We start from the raw sequence: 19,336 nt of genomic DNA on the forward strand, positions 1-19,336 counted from the left end.
CCTATCAGCCGCTCTTGTTGCATATCAACAATATCTGCTTGATAATAGATATAGCCGTTCACGGCAGGGAGGCGCCATGACCAAGTATTTTCTGTACGTTCTTCGCTGGACCGTTCTTGCCATACCGGGAGCCCTTTTCTTCAACAAGGTCAGGGAACTTCTCGATATCAACAACGTGTATATTGCCATGGTCATCAGCCAGGCCATGATGGGGGCGATGGTGTACTTCCTCGACAGGCTCATCTTTACCTCGGGCGCGGTGCCGATCCCCTGGGAAATAAAACCCCGCGGCGTCTGTATCGATTGCGGACAGGTGGGAAAGTGCTACCGGATGCCGGGGGAAAGGTGTTGCGAGACAGGGAGCCGGACGGAGGAAAACTCCTTCAGATGCGAAAAGTGTGCCCTCAGGAAGATAAAGGAAAGGGGAGCCTGAATCCGGCCATGGAGACAGTTTTCGGTATAAGGAAAGAACGTGATGGTTTCTTGTCGTCATCCTGTTATATACTCTGGTGGTGCCTTACGTCTTCATCGGCAGGAAGGAAAAGGTCAAAAGGCAGGGTTGAGCAGGCACCACAGGAGGGGTTTTTAAGGAACTGCGAGCATGCGTATGGGAGATCGAAATTCCCTTAAGGCCGCACCCGTATACAAGTGCCTGGATATCATTCTGGTTGTCGCAGGTCAGGCCGCGGTCATACTCCCCATAAAATTCGAGGGCCTGTCGGGATATTTCATCCTCGCAGGGATAGCGCTCGGGGCGGCCGGTCTGGGGATCCGCGCCAAACGAACGGACCGGGGCGTCATCTCCTGGGTCCTCGTCGGGCTGTTCTTTCCCATCGCCATACCCGTCGTTGCCCTTGTCTTCATGGCGGTGCGGGGGACGAGACATGCCCCTGCGGATGCAAAGCCGGCGAACATTTATATCCACGCGTTCATCGCCCTTGCCGTCTTTGTCGTCAGCGCCTTCCTGATGGATGCTTTCAGTTTTGCGCTCATATGTGTATTCATAGCCGCCATATGGGTTCTATCGCGCAGAAAGGGCAGCTATTCAAGGAAGATGCAATGGGTGCTAACGGGCATTTACATCCTTGCCCTGGCCATGTCCGCCGGCATGAAGGCCGTCAATTATCGCATGTCTCACGCCAACGCGAGGATCATCATCGCCGCCTGCGATGCCTACAAGGAGACAAAAGGCGAATACCCCGGCGAACTGAAGGACCTCGTGCCCGATTACCTGAGCGAAGTTCCTCGTGCGCGCTATACGATGTCCGGAGGGTTCCATTATCACCGGAACCCGGGACCTTCGCGGCAGAGCTACAGGCTCATATTCGTGAACGAAGCGCCCTTTGCCCGGATGGTCTACGATTCGGCCACCAGGGATTGGCACGGCATCGATTAGCGGAATACCGCCGCCTCGATTCCGGAATGTTCCGGGCAGGGGGAAGATGTCGGGGATCAAACAGGGCGCCTCCTCTCTTGAATCTAATTGCGGCGGCCTATTACATTGTTCGCGCAACCCTGTCTCGCACCATGGAGGAACGACGAACGGGTTCCTTCTGTCCAGCCGACCACGAAGGAGAATTGTCCCATGCGCCGGATATACACGAACCTCCTCTGCATCGCCATCGTCTTGCTGTCTCCTTTTTGTGTCTGGGGCAGGGAGGATTTCGACCCTTTTTCTCCCGATGATCCCTATTTTTCTTACAGCTCCGCCCTGAGGCCAGGTTTCCCCGGTCAATGGCACCTCGTCAACGGGGGCCCTTCGTTCATCAACTTTTACTCCCGCCAGTTCAACAGCACGATACGGATGGTCAATTCCGGCGTCAGCGCGGGACTTCTGGGGGCCTGGAACCTTGGCTACACGGGGTCGGGCGTCGTCATCGGCATCGTTGACGACGGTGTTGACGGCAGCAACTATGATATTGCTCCCAACTACCGGGCTGACCTGAGCATGAACTTCTCCGATAATGCATCCCTTGCGGCCGCCGCCCAGGGCCCGCAGAAGTCGGGCGACAATCACGGCACGTCTGTTGCCGGTGTTGCCGCGGCACGCGGCGGCAATGGGATGGGCGGCACGGGGGCGGCGCCATACGCCCAGATAGCGGGCCTCAGGATCAACATCGGGGACGTGACCGCCGCCGACCCGGTGGTGTCGGAACAGAACTATCTCGATGCCTATTACTGGAGAAGCGGCGTGAACCCGACGACGGGCGCCATCACGGGGACGGCGGAGATACAGGTGAAGAACCACAGCTACGGCAGCGATGACCCTTTCTCGGGCAGCAGTGCGGCGATGGACCTATCACTGACCCGCACTGCGGCAAACGGCGTCATCCATGTCTTTGCCGCCGGGAACGAGCGCGGCGGCAAGACCGAAGACGCGAACAGGGGGGACCCCTCGCATAACAGCTCCAGCGTTCTCACCGTTGCGGCCCTGGGGAGCGACGGAGGATACGCCAACTACAGCAGCTATGGGGCGAGCGTCTTTGTGACGGCCCCTTCGAACCGCAGCGATTACACGGGTTTCGGGATCACGACAACGGACCGTACGGGCGCGGACCTCGGCTACAACGCCTGGTCTGCGGCAAACACAAAGGGGGACAGGGATGAACTCTTCCCCGATACGAGCTATGCCAGCGGTTTCGGCGGGACGTCATCGTCGACCCCGCTGGTCTCGGGCATCATGGCGCTGGGGAAAGAGGCCAACCCGGAGATGGATATACGCATGGCGAAGCACGCCCTCGTCAAGACGAGCACCGTCGTGGACGAAAACGATGCTTCGGTCAGCAGCTTCGGCGGCTGGCGAACCAACGCCGCGGGCAACAGGTTCAATCCCGACTACGGTTTCGGCAACATAACCGCCGGGGCCTTCATCGAGAAGGTCCTGAATGTAGGCTACGTGACGGAACAGACGTCGGTGACGAAGAACGCGGCGGTGGGCGTTGCGATTCCCGACAACGACCCCGCCGGCGTGAACCGGACGATCAACGTTACCGCCGGCGAGGCTGCCCAGCCCCTCGAGGGCATCGAGGTGGGCCTCACATTGACGCACGACAGGGCGGGGGAGCTCACGGCGACCCTGTCGTCGCCCTCGACGATGGCAAGCAAGATACTCTACTCCACATCGCACCTCTCCGCGGACCGTCAGGACGCGACGAAACTCAGCAATACAAGCCTGACCTTTCTCACCAATGCCTTCTGGGGTGAGAACGCGGCGGGGAACTGGACCCTCAACGTTGCCGACATCGATGACACGAACAGCACCGTGGGCACATGGAACAGCTACAACGTGAAATTTCTCATGGGCGAGATGGTCATGCTCACGCCGGGCGTCATGACCCAGGGTGTCGACATCAACGCCTTATCGCTCACAATTATCAATAACGCGACGACCTACACGATCCCGGCGGGCAGGACCTTTCAGGTCAGCAGGAATGTCATGGTCGACGGGGGGACGCTCATAGTCAACGGGCAGCTGACGGAAAAGGCGGGTGCTTACGGTAACCTCTTCGGGCTCTATTCGGGAAAGGTGGGGGGCACGGGCACCGTCAACGCCTCGAGGGGACTGCACAATACGGGCGGGACCATGAGCCCCGGCAATTCCATCGGAACCCTCAACCTTGTGGGCAATTACACGCAAAGCGGGCAGGGCAAGCTCCTCATCGAGGTTGAATCGACGACAAGCAACGACCTCCTCGCAATAACGGGGAGGGCGTCGCTCGGCGGTGTCCTCCAGACGTCCTGGCTCGGCGGCGGCACCCCGGCCGTCGGGACCGTCTTCGGCGCTTTCCTCACCGCCACCGCCGGTGTGTCGGGGCGGTTCGCGAGCCTTTTCACCAACATTACACCCACGGTGGTCTTCAAACCCCACTATGAGGTCGCCAACCAGGTGTACCTCATAGTCGAGCGCGACTACCTGAACCAGGCCCTGTCGACATACCTGAACACCAGCCAGAGGTCCGTCGCTTCTATGCTCAACTCCGTGGCTGCGTCGGCGACAGGCGATCTAGATTCGGTCCTCAGCATCATCGATACCATCCCTTCATACAACCAGGTGGCGGATGCCTACGACCAGATCGCCCCGAGATCGAATCAGGTGGACACGACCATGGGCATCAGCTCGGCGGTTTTTCAGGCCGGCAACGTGACCCAGAGGCTGTCCGACGTAAGGCATGGCGTTCGAGGCACGAATCCCGGCAGCACATTTATCAGGAACAGCGGTTTCATTCGGGAAGGCAGGGACAGGCCCGTCCTCATAGCCAGCGCGAGTCCCGACCTTACCGGCATGCTCCCCGGGCGCGATGAAGACAGATGGGGCATTTTCGCGAAGGGAAACGCCGTTTCGGGAGACCAGAGGGACACGCCCGACCAGATGGGGTATAGCTTCACCAGCGCAGGGGTCACGATGGGCATGGACTACCGGCTCACCTCTAACCTGGTCGCCGGCCTTCTTTTCGGGTATACCGGTTCCCGGGCGGATGTCGACAACAACGGCAGCAAGATGAAGATGGACGGGTACACCTTCGGTGCCTACGGAACATGGTACTCGGGCAGATTCTTCGTGGACGGCCAGGCGAGCTATGGGTGGGCCGGCTACAAGAACACGCGGCGCATAGTCTTCCCAGGACTCGACCGCACCGCAAGCTCCAGCCCCGGGGGTTCGCAGTTCACCCTCTATGGGGGGCACCGGCTATGAGCTGTCCAGCGGCAGATGGACGGTCGTACCGAACCTTTCGCTCCAGTATATCAACCTCGGCATAGACAGCTACACCGAATCGGGCGCAGGCGCGCTCAACCTCGACGTGGACAGGCAGAAGACGGAATCGCTCCAGGGGAATTTCGGCGGGAGGCTGTATTACACGTGGGAGACGGCGAAAAGCGTCATAATGCCCGGCATCAGCGCTGCCTATGGGCACGAGTTCATGAGGGGCTCCCGGGAGATAACATCACGTCTTGCCCAGGGAAGCTCACCCTTCAGCATCGATACGGTCTCCCCTGACAGGAATTTCCTGCTTTGCGGCGCCGGGGTCTCGATGTTTATGCGTAACGGGGCTTCCTTTCACATGGGATACGATGTCCAGATCGGCGAGAACAAGTACATGGTCCAGAGTATAAACGGTGTCGTGAGGATATCCTTCTAGGCCCTGTTAACCATATGTTCGGAAAAGCCGATATCAACTTTGATGAGTCGGGGTTCAGGTGATACTGGAGGATAGGTCTTCCCAGGCAGGGCTCATAGCGGGCGTTGCCTTTACCCTTGCCGCGCCATCTGCATTTTCCCATGACCCATTACCCGCCTCACTTATCGCTTGCAGGAGTCACCCGCGGGGTGTACCCTCTAAAAGGATGATGGTACGGGGTGGGCGGTCTTCCGGTGAACCGGTGCGGACACCCCGATAGAGACGTCTGTGAGGTGTGATAAGGAGATGAAAAAGATCCTGACCGATGATCAGGGGGCCAGATTGGACGAGCTTACGGCACAGGCCGAGAAGCGCTCGAAGGCCCAGATCGTGCTCGCCGTCATAGAGCGCAGCGACAGCTATGCGGAACTGCCGCGGAAGGCCTTCGCCCCCGGCGCGCCCGGGAGCTGGCAGAGCGACGGCTGCCCCTCGGACCGCTCGGGGAACTTTTCCTGGTGACGGTCTGTCCAAGAAGGACAATGAAAAACACTAACACCATATGTGAAAGGAGAAAGAAATGAAGCGGTCACTCCTGGCAATTTTTGCCGCCTTGCTGCTTGTCACGATGTCAATACCCGGTGGTGAAGCGTACGCCGCGCGTCCCTTCAGCGCCCTTTCGGACGGGAATGCCGCCCTTGCGGTGCAGCTCTATCGCGAATTCGGCGCGAAGGAGGGGAATCTATTCTTTTCGCCCTACAGCATTTCGTCAGCTATGGGTATGACCTATGCCGGCGCCCGCGGGAACACGGCCGACGAGATGAAGCGAACCCTTCATTTCCGGTTGGAGCAGTCCGGTATGAACTCGGGCTTTCGGAGTCTGAACAAGGCCCTTGACGCAAACGCTCAAATGTCCGGCCAGAAGCTCAACATCGCCAATGCGCTTGTCCTTACGGGAGGCAACGTGAACAACGCCTACCGGAAGATTGTGACGACCTATTACGATGCGGAGATATTCGGGGGAGGCCTGGAGGAGATAAACGGATGGGTAAAGAGCAAGACTGAGGGAAAGATCGACAAGATACTGGAGGAGCTCTCCGCGAATTCCGTCTGTGTTATCCTCAACGCCATCTACTTCAAGGGTGTCTGGGAGGCCCAGTTCGACAGGAAGCGCACCTTCGATGGCCCCTTCAAGCTGGTGAAGGGCGGCGAGGTAAAGACACCCTTCATGCACCGCAAGGGCGATTTCAAACTTCTCGATGAAAAGGGGTTTCAGGCGCTGTCCCTTGCCTACAAAGGAAACACCCTCTCCATGGTCGTTCTCCTTCCCAAAACCGCAGACGGTCTGCCGGAACTGGAAAACGCGCTCTATGCGGAGGACCTCAAGGGATGGCTTGCAAAGCTCGACAAACAGCGGGTGCAAAAGGTCTCTGTCTATATTCCCAAATTCAAGCTCGAGACACAGTACGATCTCGCCGGGCCATTTCAGAAGATGGGCATGAAAGATGCCTTCTCTCCGGCGGCGGATTTCACGGGAATGGGATGGAAGAAGGGGTATCTCTGGATAGGTCAGATCAAGCACAAGGCATTTGTCGAGGTCAATGAGGAAGGAACAGAAGCCGCCGCCGCTACCGCCGTGGAGATGGTGACGAAGGCAGCCCCTGTCCGCGACCTTGTTTTTCGGGCAGACCACCCGTTTTTCTTCATCATCCGCGACAACGAAACGGGGACTATCCTCTTCATGGGAAGAATGGCAGACCCGGGAAGGTGAAAAACAGTTTCAGGGGTCAAAGGCACGAGGGACCGCAGGTTGTAAATCTGAACACCGGCCGCGTGCTGCGATAATAGCCCTGGGACCTTAAAACCTTGAAGCGCCGTTTCGTTTTCTGTTAAACTTCAAGGCGTGCGGTACGATAACATACACATACAGTGCCGTAACCATTCTATTTACAGGAGGTTTTATCATTATGATCGCATCACGTACGCGCATCTCTTCGTTGTTCGCAATTGTTCTGGGCTTCATGTTGCTTGTGTGCTTCACGGTTCCCGTACAGGCGGTCCCCCAGGCAGCGCCGAAAGCCGCGCCTGTCGAACAGTACAAGGATGTCGCCAAGGTCATGACGCACGGTTTTGCCGCCGCCCTGGGCGGGGCCCTGGCAAACGTCAAAAATGAAAAGGACCGCATCAGCCTCATCCGGTCTTTCATTGCCCCGGTGCGCTTCTACGCCGACAATTCAGGATACTTCTACGTCTACGATTCAAAATGCGTCAACATCGCCCACGCCATACAGAAAGACCTGCAGGGCAAGAACCTGTACGACTATAAGGACGCAAAGGGCAAATACGTCATCCGCGCATTGCTCGAAGCCGCGAAAAAGGGCGGCGGCTTTGTCGATTTCTACTGGGCAAAGCCGGGCTCAAAAGGACAGGCCCCCAAGCTGGGCTATGTTGAACCCATCCCCGGCACAGACTACTTCATCGGCACAGGCGTATACCTGCCGTAAAGAGGGCCGTGGACCCCTTACCCGCCGTTCCGGGGGGTAAGGGGTGAACCGCCTTCCTCGCCTTCGCCTTGTTTTTGTTGACATTGGTTTGAGACAATAACAGAATTAAGACAGGTGCGGGCCGTTCCGTGAATCATTCATGAAGTGAGAGATCAGAACCCTTCAGGCGCGCGGCGCGATGGGGTTGCGGGGAATGGCCACAACATGAACGAGGGAGCCCCATGAAGAAGACGGAGATAGGCAGCGAGACGATTCTCTACCCCATGCCCTGTTCCATCGTAGGCGCGCTGGTTAACAAGAAACCGAATTACCTCGCCGTCGCATGGTTGACCATGGTCAATTTGAAGCCGCCCTGCATAGGCATTTCATTGGGTAAAATGCATTACAGCAATGCAGGGATCAAGGAGAACGGGGCCTTCAGCATCAACATACCTTCTGTTTCCATGGTGGACGTGACGGACTACTGTGGGATTGTTTCGGGAAAGAAGCATGATAAAGCGAAGCAGTTTGAAACGTTCTACGGGAAGTCCGGCATTGCTCCCATGATAGGGGAGTGTCCCTATAACATTGAATGCAGGCTCATTCAGGTCGTGGACCTTCCAACGAACGAATTCTTTGTCGGCGAGATAATAAGCGTGTACAGCGAGGAACGGTATTTGACGAATGGCGAGCCTGACATGAAGAAAATAGACCCCCTCGTCCTTTCCATGCCTGAAAGAAGCTATCTCACTCTGGGCGAGCACATTGCCGAGGCCTGGGATACGGGAAAGAAGATGATAAAGAGGCAGTGAAGACGGGTGATCGGTCTTTCCTGTAAATGGGTGGGGAGATTGCGGGAAAATGGTGGAAGGGTAGAGCGATAGACTCTGATTCGGGCAGGAGAAGGGCGGGAAAACTCATGGGATCGCAGAGAGGGAGAGCGAAAAAACTGGCCACCGCGGTGAGGATGGTCAGGGCCATATCCACGGCAGCCATCGTGGTTGTTCCCGTGGCGGCCACTGTCGGGGCCATGGTCGGCTATGGCGCATACTCGCTTATAAAGAGATTGAAGCGCAAGTCATGAATTGTTCTGTCCCTGTTACAGGGATGGACGAAGTGTTATCGCAAGCGTCACCCGGGTTTCCCCACAATGCACAGGCATCGGTTGGTGACCACATCGCAGGAGGGTTTATGGCCGGGGTTTTGGTGGTGGGGCTTTTGTTCATCGGTGTGCCCGTGGTTGTATTGATCGTGGCGATTCGGCTCTTGCGCAAGAACCAGGCGGGCAGCCGGCGGATAAGGTCCATCCCGCCGGGCTGGCGCGCGATAGAGGGACGGGTGATAGGGAACAAGACCGAGGTGGCTGCCCGCACCCACCCTGAGGACTTCGACTTCTACTACCCCATGATCCTCTTCGAATACACCGTTGAGGGCCGCAGATACACCGGTGCCCAGGGTGTGGACCGGGCATATGGTGACGAATACAGGGTGAAGAAGATACTGGCTGAATATCCCGTGGGAAACCCTATCGTGGTCCACTATGATCCTTCAAAGCCGGAGGATGCCCGTTTGCGGATGAGGTCATAAGGATTCGGCGTCCCCGCGGGTCCCGCTCTTTTCTCATATCGACACTGGAGGTCAGGTATGTTTGCAATCGCAGTGAATGGAAGCCCCCGCAAAGGGGGCAATACGGAAATCCTTTTGAAGGAAGTGCTGGGCGTGCTCGATAAGGCCGGGTGGGAAACGGACCTCGCGCAGGTAGGAGGCACGGACATTCGAGGTTGCAGCGCCTGCAACATGTGCCTTGTCAATAAGGACCGGGAATGCGCGATGAAGAAGGATGTTTTCAATGGAATCTTCGCCAGGATGTTGAAGGCCGACGCCATAGTCCTTGGCTCGCCGACCTATTTTGGAGGGGTTTCCTCGGACCTGAAGGCCTTGCTCGAGCGCTCCGGGTATGTGGCACGCGCCAACAAGAACGCCTTCGCGGGAAAGATCGGCGCCGCGGTGGTTGCTCTGCGCCGGGGCGGCGCCATACACGCCTTCGATACGATAAACCACATGTACCAGATGTCCCGCATGATCATTCCCGGGTCTACCTACTGGAACATGGGTTTTGGTCGTGACAAAGGGGAGGTTTCCGCCGATGAGGAAGGGCTCGCCAATATGCGCCACCTCGGATCTGTTGTAGACTGGCTCGGAAAAGCGATACAGCCCCACATTGCCCGATATCCCGAATCGTGACAAAAAAGGGGGAGGGGTGATCATCTCCCTTGACGTGTAGACGATCTGCCGGTGGTCTTTCGGTTGCGCCCCTGTGCGGATGGAGCCGCCGGTTTGGGTCCCGTTGGAGAGAATTCGGCGCGCCCCGACCTGGGGGAACCCGTGCCGTGCCTTTTGCTGTCATCCTTTCCCGCTCCGCCCCGTTCCGGCATCGCCTTCTGCGCCTTGTCGCGTCTCGGCGGCCGCGGCGGCCGTGCGAATTCGGTGTTGCGTTCCGGCGCTGGCGTCGTATAGTCGAAATTTTTCACGATGCGCCGCTCGATCCTGGCGCCGAGCACGCGTTCGATGCTCCTGACCTGGGGTTCGTCCTCCCCGCAGACAAAGGTGAATGCGTCTCCGGTTTTCGCCGCGCGGCCGGTGCGGCCGATACGATGGGTGTATGCATCCGTCGTATCCGGCATGTCGTAGTTGATCACATGGGATATATTAGACACATCGATTCCGCGGGCCGCAATGTCCGTTGCCGCGAGGATCTGGTACGATCCATCGCGGAAACCGTCGAGGGCTTCCTGACGCTTGTTTTGCGACAGGTTTCCCTGCAGCGAGACAGCCTTGTATCCCGCCTTTTGCAGTTCCTGGCCAATGCGTTTCGCACGGTGCTTGGTGCGCGTAAAGATAAGGATCGATTCCGTATCGGTCTGGCGGAGAAGCTCCAGAAGCAGTTTGGTCTTCAGGTGCTGTTCCACGGGAAAGAGCGCGTGGGATACGGTGTCGGCAGGATTCGTATGGCCGATCTTCACGGTCACAGGATTGGAAAGCACCTCGTCGGTAAGTTTTCGGATGTCGGGGGCCATGGTTGCGGAGAACATGAGGGTCTGCCGTTTTGCGGGCAGCTGCTTGATGATCCGCCTGATGTCGGGAAGGAAGCCCATGTCGAACATTCTGTCGGCCTCATCGATGACCAGGATCTCCAGGCCCTCAAGGTTGATGGTCTTTTGTTGAAGGTGATCGAGGAGTCGCCCGGGACAGGCCACAACAATATCGACGCCCGAACGGAGTCTCTTGATCTGAGGGTTCACGCCCACCCCGCCGTAGACGGTGCAGCTCTTCAGGTGGGTGCCGTGCCCCAACTCCCCGATAGACACATGTATCTGTTCGGCCAGTTCCCGTGTGGGAGCGATGATGAGGGAGCGTACCCGGCCCCGTGGGCCGGGGAGCAGGTGTTCCAGGATAGGCAGCACAAAGGCCGCTGTCTTGCCGGTCCCCGTCTGGGCAAGGCCCATGACGTCTTTGCCGGCAAGGACCGGTGGAATGGCCTGCCTCTGGATGGGGGTGGGGACCTGATAACCGAGCGCCGTGACACCGGCGGCTATTTGCGGATGAAACTTGAATGAACTGAAACTCAAAAGCACCTTCTTTTAAATAAGATTAGTGGCCACCGTAACACACCATCCTGAACCGCTCGAATGAAAAAGAAACGGCGGTCTAAGGGTCAAGACCCCGCGGCGGACAGGATATAATTGCCGCAAGAGACCGTTCCCGGGGAAAGAAAGCCGAAGCGGTCATGACCCTTCAGGAAGTCATCCGGCTCGATGAAATTGTCTGTTATTGGAACGTTTCGGACAGAAAATCTTCACGCGGCCAGGTATCGTTACTTCGTAGCCCAGGCTACACTATAAGATATCGAGCGGTCCCTGTCAAATCAGGCCGGCTTCAGACGCCTTTTTTATGAGCAGCAGTTTCCGGGTGCGGGAGAGCTTTTTTATTTCCCTTTCCCGTTTCAGAGCATCCGACCTGGTGGAGCAGAGCTCCTTGTAAACGAGCTTGAGCGGCCGGCGGCCGCGCGTGTACCTGGCACCCGCCCTGCCTTCGTTATGTTCTTTAAGCCGTTTTTGCATGTTGACAGTCCAGCCGGTGTACAGGGTTTTGTCGGAGCACTCCAGGATGTAGACGAATGGACCGGGATTGTCGTTCACGGGGATTTCCCCTGGGGCGGAGCGCCGAGGGCGGCCTTCAGTTCCTCCAGTTCGCCCCAGCGCTGATAGGCGGCATCCAGTTCTTTATTCAGGGCTTCCCACCGGTCGTTGATGGCGTTTATCCTGGCAAGGTCGCGGCTCGCGTAGAATTCGGGCGAATTCAGGGTTTCCGTCAGTTGCCGCTTCTCTTCCTCCAGGGCCTCGAGCATCACCGGCAGGGATTCGAGTTCCCGGGCCTCTTTGAACGTCAGCTTCTTTTTCTCCTGTGCCGGCTTTTCCTTCTTCGGTTTGCGCTCCTTCGGGGCCTCAGGGATCGATGCCGGGGCGGAGGCGTTTTTCTGCCTGAGCCAGTCATCGTAACCGCCGACGTATTCCCGCAGGCTCCCTTCTTCGAAGACGATAGTTGAGGTGACGACATTGTTGAGGAACTCCCTGTCGTGGCTGACCATGAGGATCGTGCCCTTGTAGTCGAGGAGCTTCTCTTCGAGCAATTCAAGGGTTTCCGTGTCGAGGTCGTTCGTGGGCTCATCGAGGACGAGGACGTTGGAGGGGACAATGAAGAGTTTCGCGAGGAGCAGGCGATTGCGTTCGCCGCCGGAGAGGGTGCTGACAGGCGACATGGTCCGCTCCGGAGGAAAAAGAAAATCCTGGAGATATCCCACCACATGGCGGGATGTTCCGCCTGTAACGATCATGTCGTTGCCGCCCCCGATGTTCTCCCTGAGGGTCCGGTCCTCGTCAAGCTGGGAACGGAGTTGGTCGAAGTAGGCAACGGACATGTTGGTGCCGAGCCGGACCTTTCCCTCCTGAGGTTCCAACTCTCCAAGAAGTACCTTGAGAAGAGTGGTCTTGCCGCAGCCATTGGGCCCCATGACACCCACCCTGTCACCCCGGATAATGGTGGTGGAGAAGCCGTCGATTATCCGCGTGCCGCCCCATGCGAAGGAAACCCCTCCGGCATCGACAACCATCCGGCCGCCGCGTTCCGCCTCCTCGATGGAAAAGCGGGATAACCCCGTTTGCTCCTGTCTCGCAGCCCGTTCCTCCCGCATCTTCATGAGCGCGCGCACCCTGCCTTCATCGCGGGTTCGCCGGGCCTTGACCCCCTGCCTGATCCACACCTCTTCCCTGGCAAGCTTCTTGTCAAATTCGGACCACTGTTTCTCCTTTGCGTCCAGAAGGGCCTGCCTGCGCTCGAGATAGGTGCGGTAATCGCAGGTGTACGATGTCAGGCTGCCGCGGTCTATCTCCATTATCCGCGTCGCCAGGCGCTGGAGAAAGGCCCGGTCGTGGGTCACGAACATGAGGGTTTTTCCGTACCTCAAGAGGAATTCCTCGAGCCAGAGGATGGTGGCCACATCGAGGTGGTTTGTTGGTTCGTCAAGAAGAAGGAGGTCCGGGTCAGCAACGAGCGCCCTCGCCAGAAAAACACGCCGCTTCATACCTGCCGAAAGGGTCGTGAATAGCGCGTCCTCATCGAGAGCGGTGCGTTCCATCACCGTTTTAACCCTCTGATGGTAATGCCAGGCACCGGATGCTTCTATCCTGTGCTGCACCTGTTCAAGCATCTTCAGGAGCCCGTCGTCCCTTTCTCGTGCGACGCGCATCGTGAGATCATGGTACTCGCTCAGGAGCTGCGCGTGCTCCAGCCCGCCTGAGGCCGTGACGTCGTAGACCGTCCCCGGCAGGTCGTCGGGGATATCCTGGGGAAGCAGTGCGACGCGGACATCGCCGCCGTAAACGATCTCCCCCGAATCGGGATGGATCTGACGGGCGAGCAGTTTCATGATCGTCGACTTGCCTGAGCCGTTGCGCCCCAAAAGACCGATCCTCTCCCCCGATTCGATCTGGGCAGTGGCGCGATCGAGAAGCCGCGGCCCGCCGAAACTCAAAGAAACGTCATGTATGCGCAAGAGTCCCATATAACCTCAAGGGCCTCAGTATAACACGATGCAGGAGGGAAGATGCAAGGTATGCGCCATGGAGAACGGTAGTCACGATAGAGGGAAGATCGTTTACCTGCCCTTCAGCCCAAAGAGGGCGTCAGTGATGATGACAAGGCTTTCCAGCGAGTTATCCAGGTTCGCCGTCAGGGCCACCATAGTTTCCGTTCCGGGAAAGTAGGCGAAGAAGGCGTTGAACCCCGATATCCCACCCGTCTTGGCGGGGATGACCTTCTTTCCTCTTAGCGAATCAAGGCCGTAGCCATAGGTCATATTGATGGTCGATCCGGGCAGTACGAATTCTGTCCCGTTGTTGAGGCGGACCGGGGCGAACATCTCCTTCACCGAGCCCTTGCTCAGGAGCGCCTTTGCCGTGAATACCTTCGTGAGCTTGATGAGGTCCGCTGTGGTCGAGGTCATGCCGCCGCTTGCGTAGGGCAGAACGAGGCTTGCAAAGGGGGCGTTCATGAGCTTGCCGGTGTACATATAATAGCCTGATGCCCGTTTGGGGATGATGGCGCTCGTGCTGCCGAGCATCGTATGACCCATTCCCAGGGGCCTCAGGATCCTGTCGTTTAGAAAGTCACCATAGGAAACGCCTGTCACCTTTTCGATCACCACCCCCAGGATGATGCACCCTATATTGCTGTAGACCGCGTTCTGTCCCGGTTGAAAATCGAGAGGCTCCTCGGCCATGCGGGCGATTACCTCCCGGGGCGTCCAGTCCTTCTGCTGGTTGCTTCTGAAGGGTTCCGTTCCCGTCATTTCCCTTATGCCCGAGGTGTGCTGGAGAAGGTTCTTCAGGGTGATGTCGTGCCACTGAGGGTATTGGGGGAAGTACTTCGTAAGCCTGTCCGTGACGCTGAGCCTCTTCTCCTGTTGAAGCATGAGGATTCCAATGGCCGCGAAGGTCTTGGAAACGGAGCCTATCTCGAAGACGGTATCCTTTTCCACGGGGACATTGTATTCCTTGTTGGCGATGCCGTAGTTCCTTTCTATCGTTCTTCCGGGCATGGATATCGCCAGCGAAAGACCTGGAATATTCTTCTCTTTCATCAACTTCGTGACGACCTCATCTATCCTCCCGGGGGTGAGGTCCGGCGTACCGGCAAAAACCGCCCCGGTCAGGAGCAGGCAAAGAACAACGGTGATCGTAATGGAAATGATGGATGCTGAGCGTTTCTTCATAAAATCCCTCCTGAGATTTATGTTTCCTCCTGCGTGTGCGGGCGGTAAGGACCTCGCCCTATTCTACACGCCGATCAGGATCCTGTGCAGGTTGGTCACGGTAACGGCTATCTCGGAATCGTCGACGAGAAAGGCGATGTTTATCTCCGATGCGCTCTGAGAGACCATCCTGGCCTTGATCTCGGCCTTGCCCACGGACGTGAAGATGTCGCCCAGCACCTTCGGGTTGCCTTTCAGTTCTTCCCCGACGACACAGATGAGGGCCTTGCCCCTGTCGATGGAGACCGTGCCGATCTCCTGAAGGTCCCCATACGTCCTCACCAGCATCTCTTCCGGATAGGACCGGTCCGTGACGAAGGACACGCTGGATTCCGATGTTGCCGCAATGTGGATCCCGATGTCCTGTCGGGCGAGGACCTCCAGCGCCGACGAGAGCAGTCTCGTCGTGGAATCGAATTTCGGTGAAACGATATTGATCAGGCACAGGTTCTCTTTGTAAACGATGGATTTGGCCATGCGGTCTACCGGCCCTGAATCCGCAAGGATCATTGTGCCCGCTTCATCGGGTTTACGTGTGTTCGCCACCCGGACGGGGATCTTTTTCGCCATGGCGGGAACGAGTGTGGAGGGGTGGAGGATCTCCGCTCCGTAATAGGCCAGTTCGCTTGCCTCGCTGAAGGACATCTCGGGGATATTAAGGGCGCCGCCGTACACAAAGGGGTCGGCGGTCATAACGCCGTCGACGTCTTTCCATATCTGGATCTCTTCCGCATCGACAGCCGCCCCGATGATGGACGCCGTAAAATCGCTCCCGCTTCTTCCCAGGGTGGTAACGCTCCCCTTCTCATCCCTGCCGATGAAACCGGTCACGACGGGAACCTCTGCGATGGCGCCCATGCGGTTGGCGATGGCCGCCTCTATGCCTTTCAAGGGTGTCGCGTTGCCGTAGCGGGAGTCTGTCAGCAAGCCTGCATCATAGGAATTTACCGGGATTGCCGGCACTCCTTCGCGCACCAGGGCGGCTGCGACGATATTTGACGAGAGGCGCTCTCCGAAAGACATGACATGATCTAGCGTCCGCGGCGTCAGTTCCCTTATGAGACTGATGCCCCGGAGCAATCCTTCGAGAGCCTGGAACAGGGGGCTTGCCACTGCCCAGTCTATCTCCAGGTCTTCGGCAAGGCCCTGATGGTACTCGCGGATGGCCTCGATCTCAACTTTGCCGTCAAGAGCGTTTTTCGCCGACCCGATCAGGTTGTCCGTCGTCTTGCCGTGGGCGGAGACCACAACGACCGGCCGCCTGCCGATCTGCTCCTTTACAATGGCGACGCACCGTCGTATCCTGTCGGTCGTCCCCAGCGAACTGCCCCCGAACTTCAATACTATCACGCTTCATCTCCCCGGCCGCCCATTTCGGCTGGAGCCTTCCGTCGGTCGTTACCGTTCCCTGTGCCTGTCATAGAATTCCTTCCCAAAGGTCATGATGACTGTCACGCCGTTGTTTCATGGTTGGAGATAGAATTGAACCCGCTGTTCATTCCCGTTCCTGCATTCTTGAAGAAAAGCCCGGAATTCACCCCGGACTGGACGGCTTTCATGAGCACCTTGCATTTACACCTCTGCGAATGACAATGAATTTACATTAATGGGGAGAAATGTCAACATTTCGCTTGGTGCCGGGAAATAAATGTCTTCTGTCATTCTCGTTCCCCGGGAGTGAAGCGAAGCGCAGCGCAGTTTTGACCGCTAGCCCTGAGAGGCGCTGTCAACCGGGGGGCACGGCTGCGGAAAGGGGCCGATGATCTGGCCAACTGTCTGTTCCAATTCAGGAAATGTCATGTTACTATAGCCATGCCAGTCGAGGTATGAGTGCCGCAGGGGGGAATATAACGAACCGAAATACCCACTATCATCTGGACCATGTTTTCGGCAATTCGGAATTCGTCAAACTCGGGGCCGTGGTCATCGCCCAGGAGAACGACAAGAAGGAAATGGAAAAGACCGGCGGAGACACCCTCGTCTATCTGCGGGACAAAAAAATTCTCTTCTCCGGCGACGTTCTCTTCACGAACTACCACCCTTTTCTCGCCGAGGGAAATATCGAGGAATGGGTCAGGCAACTCGATGAGATAGCATAGATGGACGTCGAAAAGATCACCGCGGAGCTCAAGAAGAGTCTGCCCGAACGCCGCGAGAGCGAATTTCTCATCGGGGCGAACGTGCAGATGAAGTACCTGAAAAAATAGCTGCAGGTGCCTGGAACATCTTAGGGCCGTCCAAAGGCAAAGGCGCCAAAGAACAGACGCGTCAACGGCCGGTCAGGCATTGAGAACGTTTTCAAGAGGAGTTGACCTATTTTCTGCCCCCGCTGTCGCACGAGATACGAAGAAGGAGTGATGGTCTGCAGGATATGCGAGGTGGAGCTTGTCGACCGCTTCCCTTCCGACGATGACGAAGGTGAAGCCTATTTCCATGAATATGAGGACAAGGAAGATTCGTTGGACCTTGCGGACCATGCCGTGCTGGTTGAAGTAACCGGGGACGAAGAACTGACGGTGGTCCGATCAGTGCTCATCGATGCCGGGATTCCATTTGTCGTGAAAGCCAAAGGAGCCGAGCAGGAGGAGATAGTGAATTCCGATCGTGCCATCGTGCATGCACGGATCAGGATAACAGTGCCGAAGGAATACCTGAGGGCGGCGCGGGATATCCTGTATATAAGAGTGTACCGGCCTGTGTCCGAACTCAGGGTAAGAGCACTGGAAACGAAACTGTTCTCAGACATCATATGGTCGGCGGTATGGTGTGTCGCGGGTTTCGGCATCGCCTGTTTTCTTGTCCCCGATGACTGGGACCAGGGCCTCAAGTTCCTGGTGTATGCCGGAGCCAGCCTGGCCGCGGTATCCCTGGGAAACGCGATGCGAAGATCCCGGCGAAAAACGAAAGACGGGCACCCGTGGCTGGATTGATGCAAAAAGGAGGGGAACGATGCCATATGTGAACATCAAGGTGACGAAGGAAGGCGTTACGAGCGAACAAAAGGAAAAATTGATCCAGGGCGTGACACGATTATTGTCTGATGTGCTGGGAAAGAAACCCCAGACAACCTATGTGGTCATCGACGAAGTGGAGACGGACAATTGGGGCGTGGGCGGTGAAACGATCACAACAAAAAGAAAACGCGAGAAATGATGACCCGGTCACTTAAGCTCCTTCAGGCGAAACACGAAGGTGCTTGCGAGCATGGTGAATGCGCCGAGGGCCGTAATGCCCAGCCTGAAGCTGTAAAGGTCTCCTGAAATGCCAAGGAGCCAGGGCATGACGCCGCCCCCGATGAAGAAGGCGGAGGAAAGGATGATCCCCGTGGCCGGGCCTCTCATTTCCCTGCCGAAGGTTCTCGCGATGGCCACGAGGCCCACCGGAAAGAAACCTGTCACGAAGAAGGCCTGAAAGAAAAGCAGGACCCCCGTGTACCTTACAGGAGACAGGCCGAGAAGAACGGTGAAAACGCCGGCGATCACCATCATGAAGAACATGATCTTTCTCAGGCTGAACCTGTCCACAATGAAACCGCATGCCACCGCAACACCGATCGACACCAGTCGCGATACGCTCAGGATGGTATTCGCGTAGTCTATGCTCAACCCCAGTTCTTTTGTCAGGTAAAGGGGCGTGATCGAATAAATGCCGAGATTCGCCCCGGCGCCGAAGATCCAGATCGCTGTCATGAACCACAGGGACCGTATCCTTATGATCTCCCTGAATATTGCCCGTGCAGGGTTATGGATCTTAACCTCGGTGCTGACAAGGCAGAAAACCGCCAGACATGCTACGAAGACGCACCCATAAACGACGAATATCCCCCGCCAGGGAAAAAACTGAAGGAGGAGGATGGCGACAAGGGGGGTGGCAAAGATGGCCGACGAAGCCCCCGTATCATGGATGGCGATCGCCTTGCCCCAGTTCTTCTCGGCATAGTATTCGGTGATAAGCGGGATCGCCGAAGGTAGATACAACCCATGGGCAAGACCGAGCACAAAGGCAAAGAGATAGAGGAGGTAGAAAGTGTGAACGACAGGAATAAGAAAGGTCAGCAGACCCAGCAGTGCGACAGAGAGAATAATGGACTTCTTGTATCCCACCCTGCCCGAAAATAACCCGGAAAGGATGACCGAGATCCCGTATCCCGCCGACAGGAATGTGAAGATAGCACTCGCCTTCGCATGGTTAACCATGAACTCGTCCTCGATGATGGGAAGGATCGGCGAGAACACAATGCGAACCGAAAAGCTGACGAACCAGATAAAAAGGAGAAAAATGAGAAAGAGGAGCGCCCTCCCCCGGAATTCCTCAAATCGTGCCATTAAGTCAATGTAACCCAATGGCGGATAATTTCACCAGAAGTTTTA

20 protein-coding genes are annotated in these 19,336 nt (G+C 57.1%); 14 read left to right on the top strand and 6 right to left on the bottom strand.

Features of this window, described 5'->3' with window-relative positions; all coding sequences use genetic code 11:
- Nucleotides 1–76 precede the first annotated feature (76 nt).
- The 11 genes from PHC90_00645 to PHC90_00695 all read left to right on the top strand — a co-directional run bounded on the left by PHC90_00645 (nt 77) and on the right by PHC90_00695 (nt 9,841).
- Complete coding sequence (locus PHC90_00645) at nt 77–433, top strand: hypothetical protein (protein ID MDD3844844.1); 357 nt, start codon at nt 77–79, stop codon at nt 431–433.
- Between the two features lie 174 nt (nt 434–607).
- Nucleotides 608–1,396, top strand: a complete 789-nt coding sequence (locus tag PHC90_00650; GenBank protein ID MDD3844845.1) for a hypothetical protein — start codon at nt 608–610, stop codon at nt 1,394–1,396.
- 189 nt (nt 1,397–1,585) lie between these two features.
- The gene (locus PHC90_00655) at nt 1,586–4,693 is read left to right on the top strand and encodes a S8 family serine peptidase (GenBank protein MDD3844846.1); all 3,108 of its coding nucleotides are present in this window, start codon (nt 1,586–1,588) and stop codon (nt 4,691–4,693) included.
- Nucleotides 4,674–5,138: an autotransporter outer membrane beta-barrel domain-containing protein gene (locus PHC90_00660; GenBank protein ID MDD3844847.1), complete on the top strand. Its 465-nt coding sequence runs from the start codon at nt 4,674–4,676 to the stop codon at nt 5,136–5,138. The genes PHC90_00655 and PHC90_00660 overlap by 20 nt, the downstream gene beginning before the upstream one ends.
- A 285-nt stretch (nt 5,139–5,423) precedes the next feature.
- Nucleotides 5,424–5,636, top strand: a complete 213-nt coding sequence (locus PHC90_00665) for a hypothetical protein (protein ID MDD3844848.1) — start codon at nt 5,424–5,426, stop codon at nt 5,634–5,636.
- Between the two features lie 58 nt (nt 5,637–5,694).
- Complete coding sequence (locus tag PHC90_00670; GenBank protein MDD3844849.1) at nt 5,695–6,885, top strand: serpin family protein; 1,191 nt, start codon at nt 5,695–5,697, stop codon at nt 6,883–6,885.
- Nucleotides 6,886–7,081: 196 nt separating this feature from the next.
- Complete coding sequence (locus tag PHC90_00675) at nt 7,082–7,618, top strand: cache domain-containing protein (GenBank protein ID MDD3844850.1); 537 nt, start codon at nt 7,082–7,084, stop codon at nt 7,616–7,618.
- Nucleotides 7,619–7,839: 221 nt separating this feature from the next.
- Nucleotides 7,840–8,409, top strand: a complete 570-nt coding sequence (locus PHC90_00680) for a flavin reductase family protein (GenBank protein ID MDD3844851.1) — start codon at nt 7,840–7,842, stop codon at nt 8,407–8,409.
- Nucleotides 8,410–8,516: 107 nt separating this feature from the next.
- Nucleotides 8,517–8,681, top strand: coding sequence for a hypothetical protein (locus PHC90_00685; protein MDD3844852.1), 165 nt, complete (start codon nt 8,517–8,519; stop codon nt 8,679–8,681).
- A 107-nt stretch (nt 8,682–8,788) separates the two neighbouring features.
- The gene (locus tag PHC90_00690) at nt 8,789–9,184 is read left to right on the top strand and encodes a DUF3592 domain-containing protein (protein MDD3844853.1); all 396 of its coding nucleotides are present in this window, start codon (nt 8,789–8,791) and stop codon (nt 9,182–9,184) included.
- A 57-nt stretch (nt 9,185–9,241) separates the two neighbouring features.
- Complete coding sequence (locus PHC90_00695; protein ID MDD3844854.1) at nt 9,242–9,841, top strand: flavodoxin family protein; 600 nt, start codon at nt 9,242–9,244, stop codon at nt 9,839–9,841.
- 20 nt (nt 9,842–9,861) lie between these two features.
- Here the strand turns inward: PHC90_00695 and PHC90_00700 are convergent, their stop codons facing one another.
- The 5 genes from PHC90_00700 to PHC90_00720 form a co-directional block, all read right to left on the bottom strand.
- On the bottom strand, nt 9,862–11,226 hold the full coding sequence (locus PHC90_00700) for a DEAD/DEAH box helicase (GenBank protein MDD3844855.1): 1,365 nt from the start codon (nt 11,224–11,226) through the stop codon (nt 9,862–9,864).
- A gap of 291 nt (nt 11,227–11,517) precedes the next feature.
- Nucleotides 11,518–11,796 carry a GIY-YIG nuclease family protein gene (locus PHC90_00705; GenBank protein MDD3844856.1) on the bottom strand — a complete coding sequence of 93 codons (279 nt, stop codon included), beginning with the start codon at nt 11,794–11,796 and terminating at the stop codon, nt 11,518–11,520.
- Nucleotides 11,793–13,718 carry an ATP-binding cassette domain-containing protein gene (locus tag PHC90_00710; protein MDD3844857.1) on the bottom strand — a complete coding sequence of 642 codons (1,926 nt, stop codon included), beginning with the start codon at nt 13,716–13,718 and terminating at the stop codon, nt 11,793–11,795. Before PHC90_00710 ends, PHC90_00705 begins: the two co-directional genes overlap by 4 nt.
- Before the next feature lie 93 nt (nt 13,719–13,811).
- A complete protein-coding gene (locus PHC90_00715) occupies nt 13,812–14,927 on the bottom strand; it encodes a serine hydrolase (protein MDD3844858.1) in 1,116 nt (371 codons plus the stop codon).
- Nucleotides 14,928–14,990: 63 nt separating this feature from the next.
- Complete coding sequence (locus PHC90_00720) at nt 14,991–16,316, bottom strand: aspartate kinase (GenBank protein MDD3844859.1); 1,326 nt, start codon at nt 16,314–16,316, stop codon at nt 14,991–14,993.
- A 476-nt stretch (nt 16,317–16,792) separates the two neighbouring features.
- Here PHC90_00720 and PHC90_00725 point away from each other — a divergent pair, with 476 nt between their 5' ends.
- The 3 genes from PHC90_00725 to PHC90_00735 all read left to right on the top strand — a co-directional run bounded on the left by PHC90_00725 (nt 16,793) and on the right by PHC90_00735 (nt 18,119).
- Nucleotides 16,793–17,065 (top strand): hypothetical protein, encoded by a 273-nt coding sequence (locus PHC90_00725; protein MDD3844860.1) that lies wholly within the window; start codon nt 16,793–16,795, stop codon nt 17,063–17,065.
- Between the two features lie 258 nt (nt 17,066–17,323).
- A complete protein-coding gene (locus tag PHC90_00730; protein ID MDD3844861.1) occupies nt 17,324–17,896 on the top strand; it encodes a hypothetical protein in 573 nt (190 codons plus the stop codon).
- Nucleotides 17,805–18,119 carry a 4-oxalocrotonate tautomerase family protein gene (locus PHC90_00735; GenBank protein ID MDD3844862.1) on the top strand — a complete coding sequence of 105 codons (315 nt, stop codon included), beginning with the start codon at nt 17,805–17,807 and terminating at the stop codon, nt 18,117–18,119. Before PHC90_00730 ends, PHC90_00735 begins: the two co-directional genes overlap by 92 nt.
- An 8-nt stretch (nt 18,120–18,127) precedes the next feature.
- On the opposite strand, the gene PHC90_00740 is transcribed toward PHC90_00735, so the two are convergent.
- A complete protein-coding gene (locus PHC90_00740; GenBank protein ID MDD3844863.1) occupies nt 18,128–19,291 on the bottom strand; it encodes an MFS transporter in 1,164 nt (387 codons plus the stop codon).
- Nucleotides 19,292–19,336: the final 45 nt, after the last annotated feature.

It is taken from the genome of Syntrophorhabdaceae bacterium, assembly GCA_028698615.1.
Classification (GTDB): domain Bacteria; phylum Desulfobacterota; class Syntrophorhabdia; order Syntrophorhabdales; family Syntrophorhabdaceae; genus Delta-02.

Bases quoted from the DNA above. Each gene is read 5' to 3' on its own strand.
- PHC90_00645 (MDD3844844.1), top strand. From the start codon at position 77: ATGACCAAGTATTTTCTGTACGTTCTTCGCTGGACCGTTCTTGCCATA.
- PHC90_00715 (MDD3844858.1), bottom strand. From the start codon at position 14,927: ATGAAGAAACGCTCAGCATCCATCATTTCCATTACGATCACCGTTGTT.
- PHC90_00695 (MDD3844854.1), top strand. From the start codon at position 9,242: ATGTTTGCAATCGCAGTGAATGGAAGCCCCCGCAAAGGGGGCAATACG.
- PHC90_00680 (MDD3844851.1), top strand. From the start codon at position 7,840: ATGAAGAAGACGGAGATAGGCAGCGAGACGATTCTCTACCCCATGCCC.
- PHC90_00710 (MDD3844857.1), bottom strand. From the start codon at position 13,718: ATGGGACTCTTGCGCATACATGACGTTTCTTTGAGTTTCGGCGGGCCG.
- PHC90_00665 (MDD3844848.1), top strand. From the start codon at position 5,424: ATGAAAAAGATCCTGACCGATGATCAGGGGGCCAGATTGGACGAGCTT.
- PHC90_00735 (MDD3844862.1), top strand. From the start codon at position 17,805: ATGCCGGAGCCAGCCTGGCCGCGGTATCCCTGGGAAACGCGATGCGAA.
- PHC90_00740 (MDD3844863.1), bottom strand. From the start codon at position 19,291: ATGGCACGATTTGAGGAATTCCGGGGGAGGGCGCTCCTCTTTCTCATT.
- PHC90_00685 (MDD3844852.1), top strand. From the start codon at position 8,517: ATGGGATCGCAGAGAGGGAGAGCGAAAAAACTGGCCACCGCGGTGAGG.
- PHC90_00650 (MDD3844845.1), top strand. From the start codon at position 608: ATGGGAGATCGAAATTCCCTTAAGGCCGCACCCGTATACAAGTGCCTG.
- PHC90_00655 (MDD3844846.1), top strand. From the start codon at position 1,586: ATGCGCCGGATATACACGAACCTCCTCTGCATCGCCATCGTCTTGCTG.
- PHC90_00675 (MDD3844850.1), top strand. From the start codon at position 7,082: ATGATCGCATCACGTACGCGCATCTCTTCGTTGTTCGCAATTGTTCTG.
- PHC90_00690 (MDD3844853.1), top strand. From the start codon at position 8,789: ATGGCCGGGGTTTTGGTGGTGGGGCTTTTGTTCATCGGTGTGCCCGTG.
- PHC90_00725 (MDD3844860.1), top strand. From the start codon at position 16,793: ATGAGTGCCGCAGGGGGGAATATAACGAACCGAAATACCCACTATCAT.
- PHC90_00730 (MDD3844861.1), top strand. From the start codon at position 17,324: ATGGTCTGCAGGATATGCGAGGTGGAGCTTGTCGACCGCTTCCCTTCC.
- PHC90_00660 (MDD3844847.1), top strand. From the start codon at position 4,674: ATGGGGGGCACCGGCTATGAGCTGTCCAGCGGCAGATGGACGGTCGTA.
- PHC90_00670 (MDD3844849.1), top strand. From the start codon at position 5,695: ATGAAGCGGTCACTCCTGGCAATTTTTGCCGCCTTGCTGCTTGTCACG.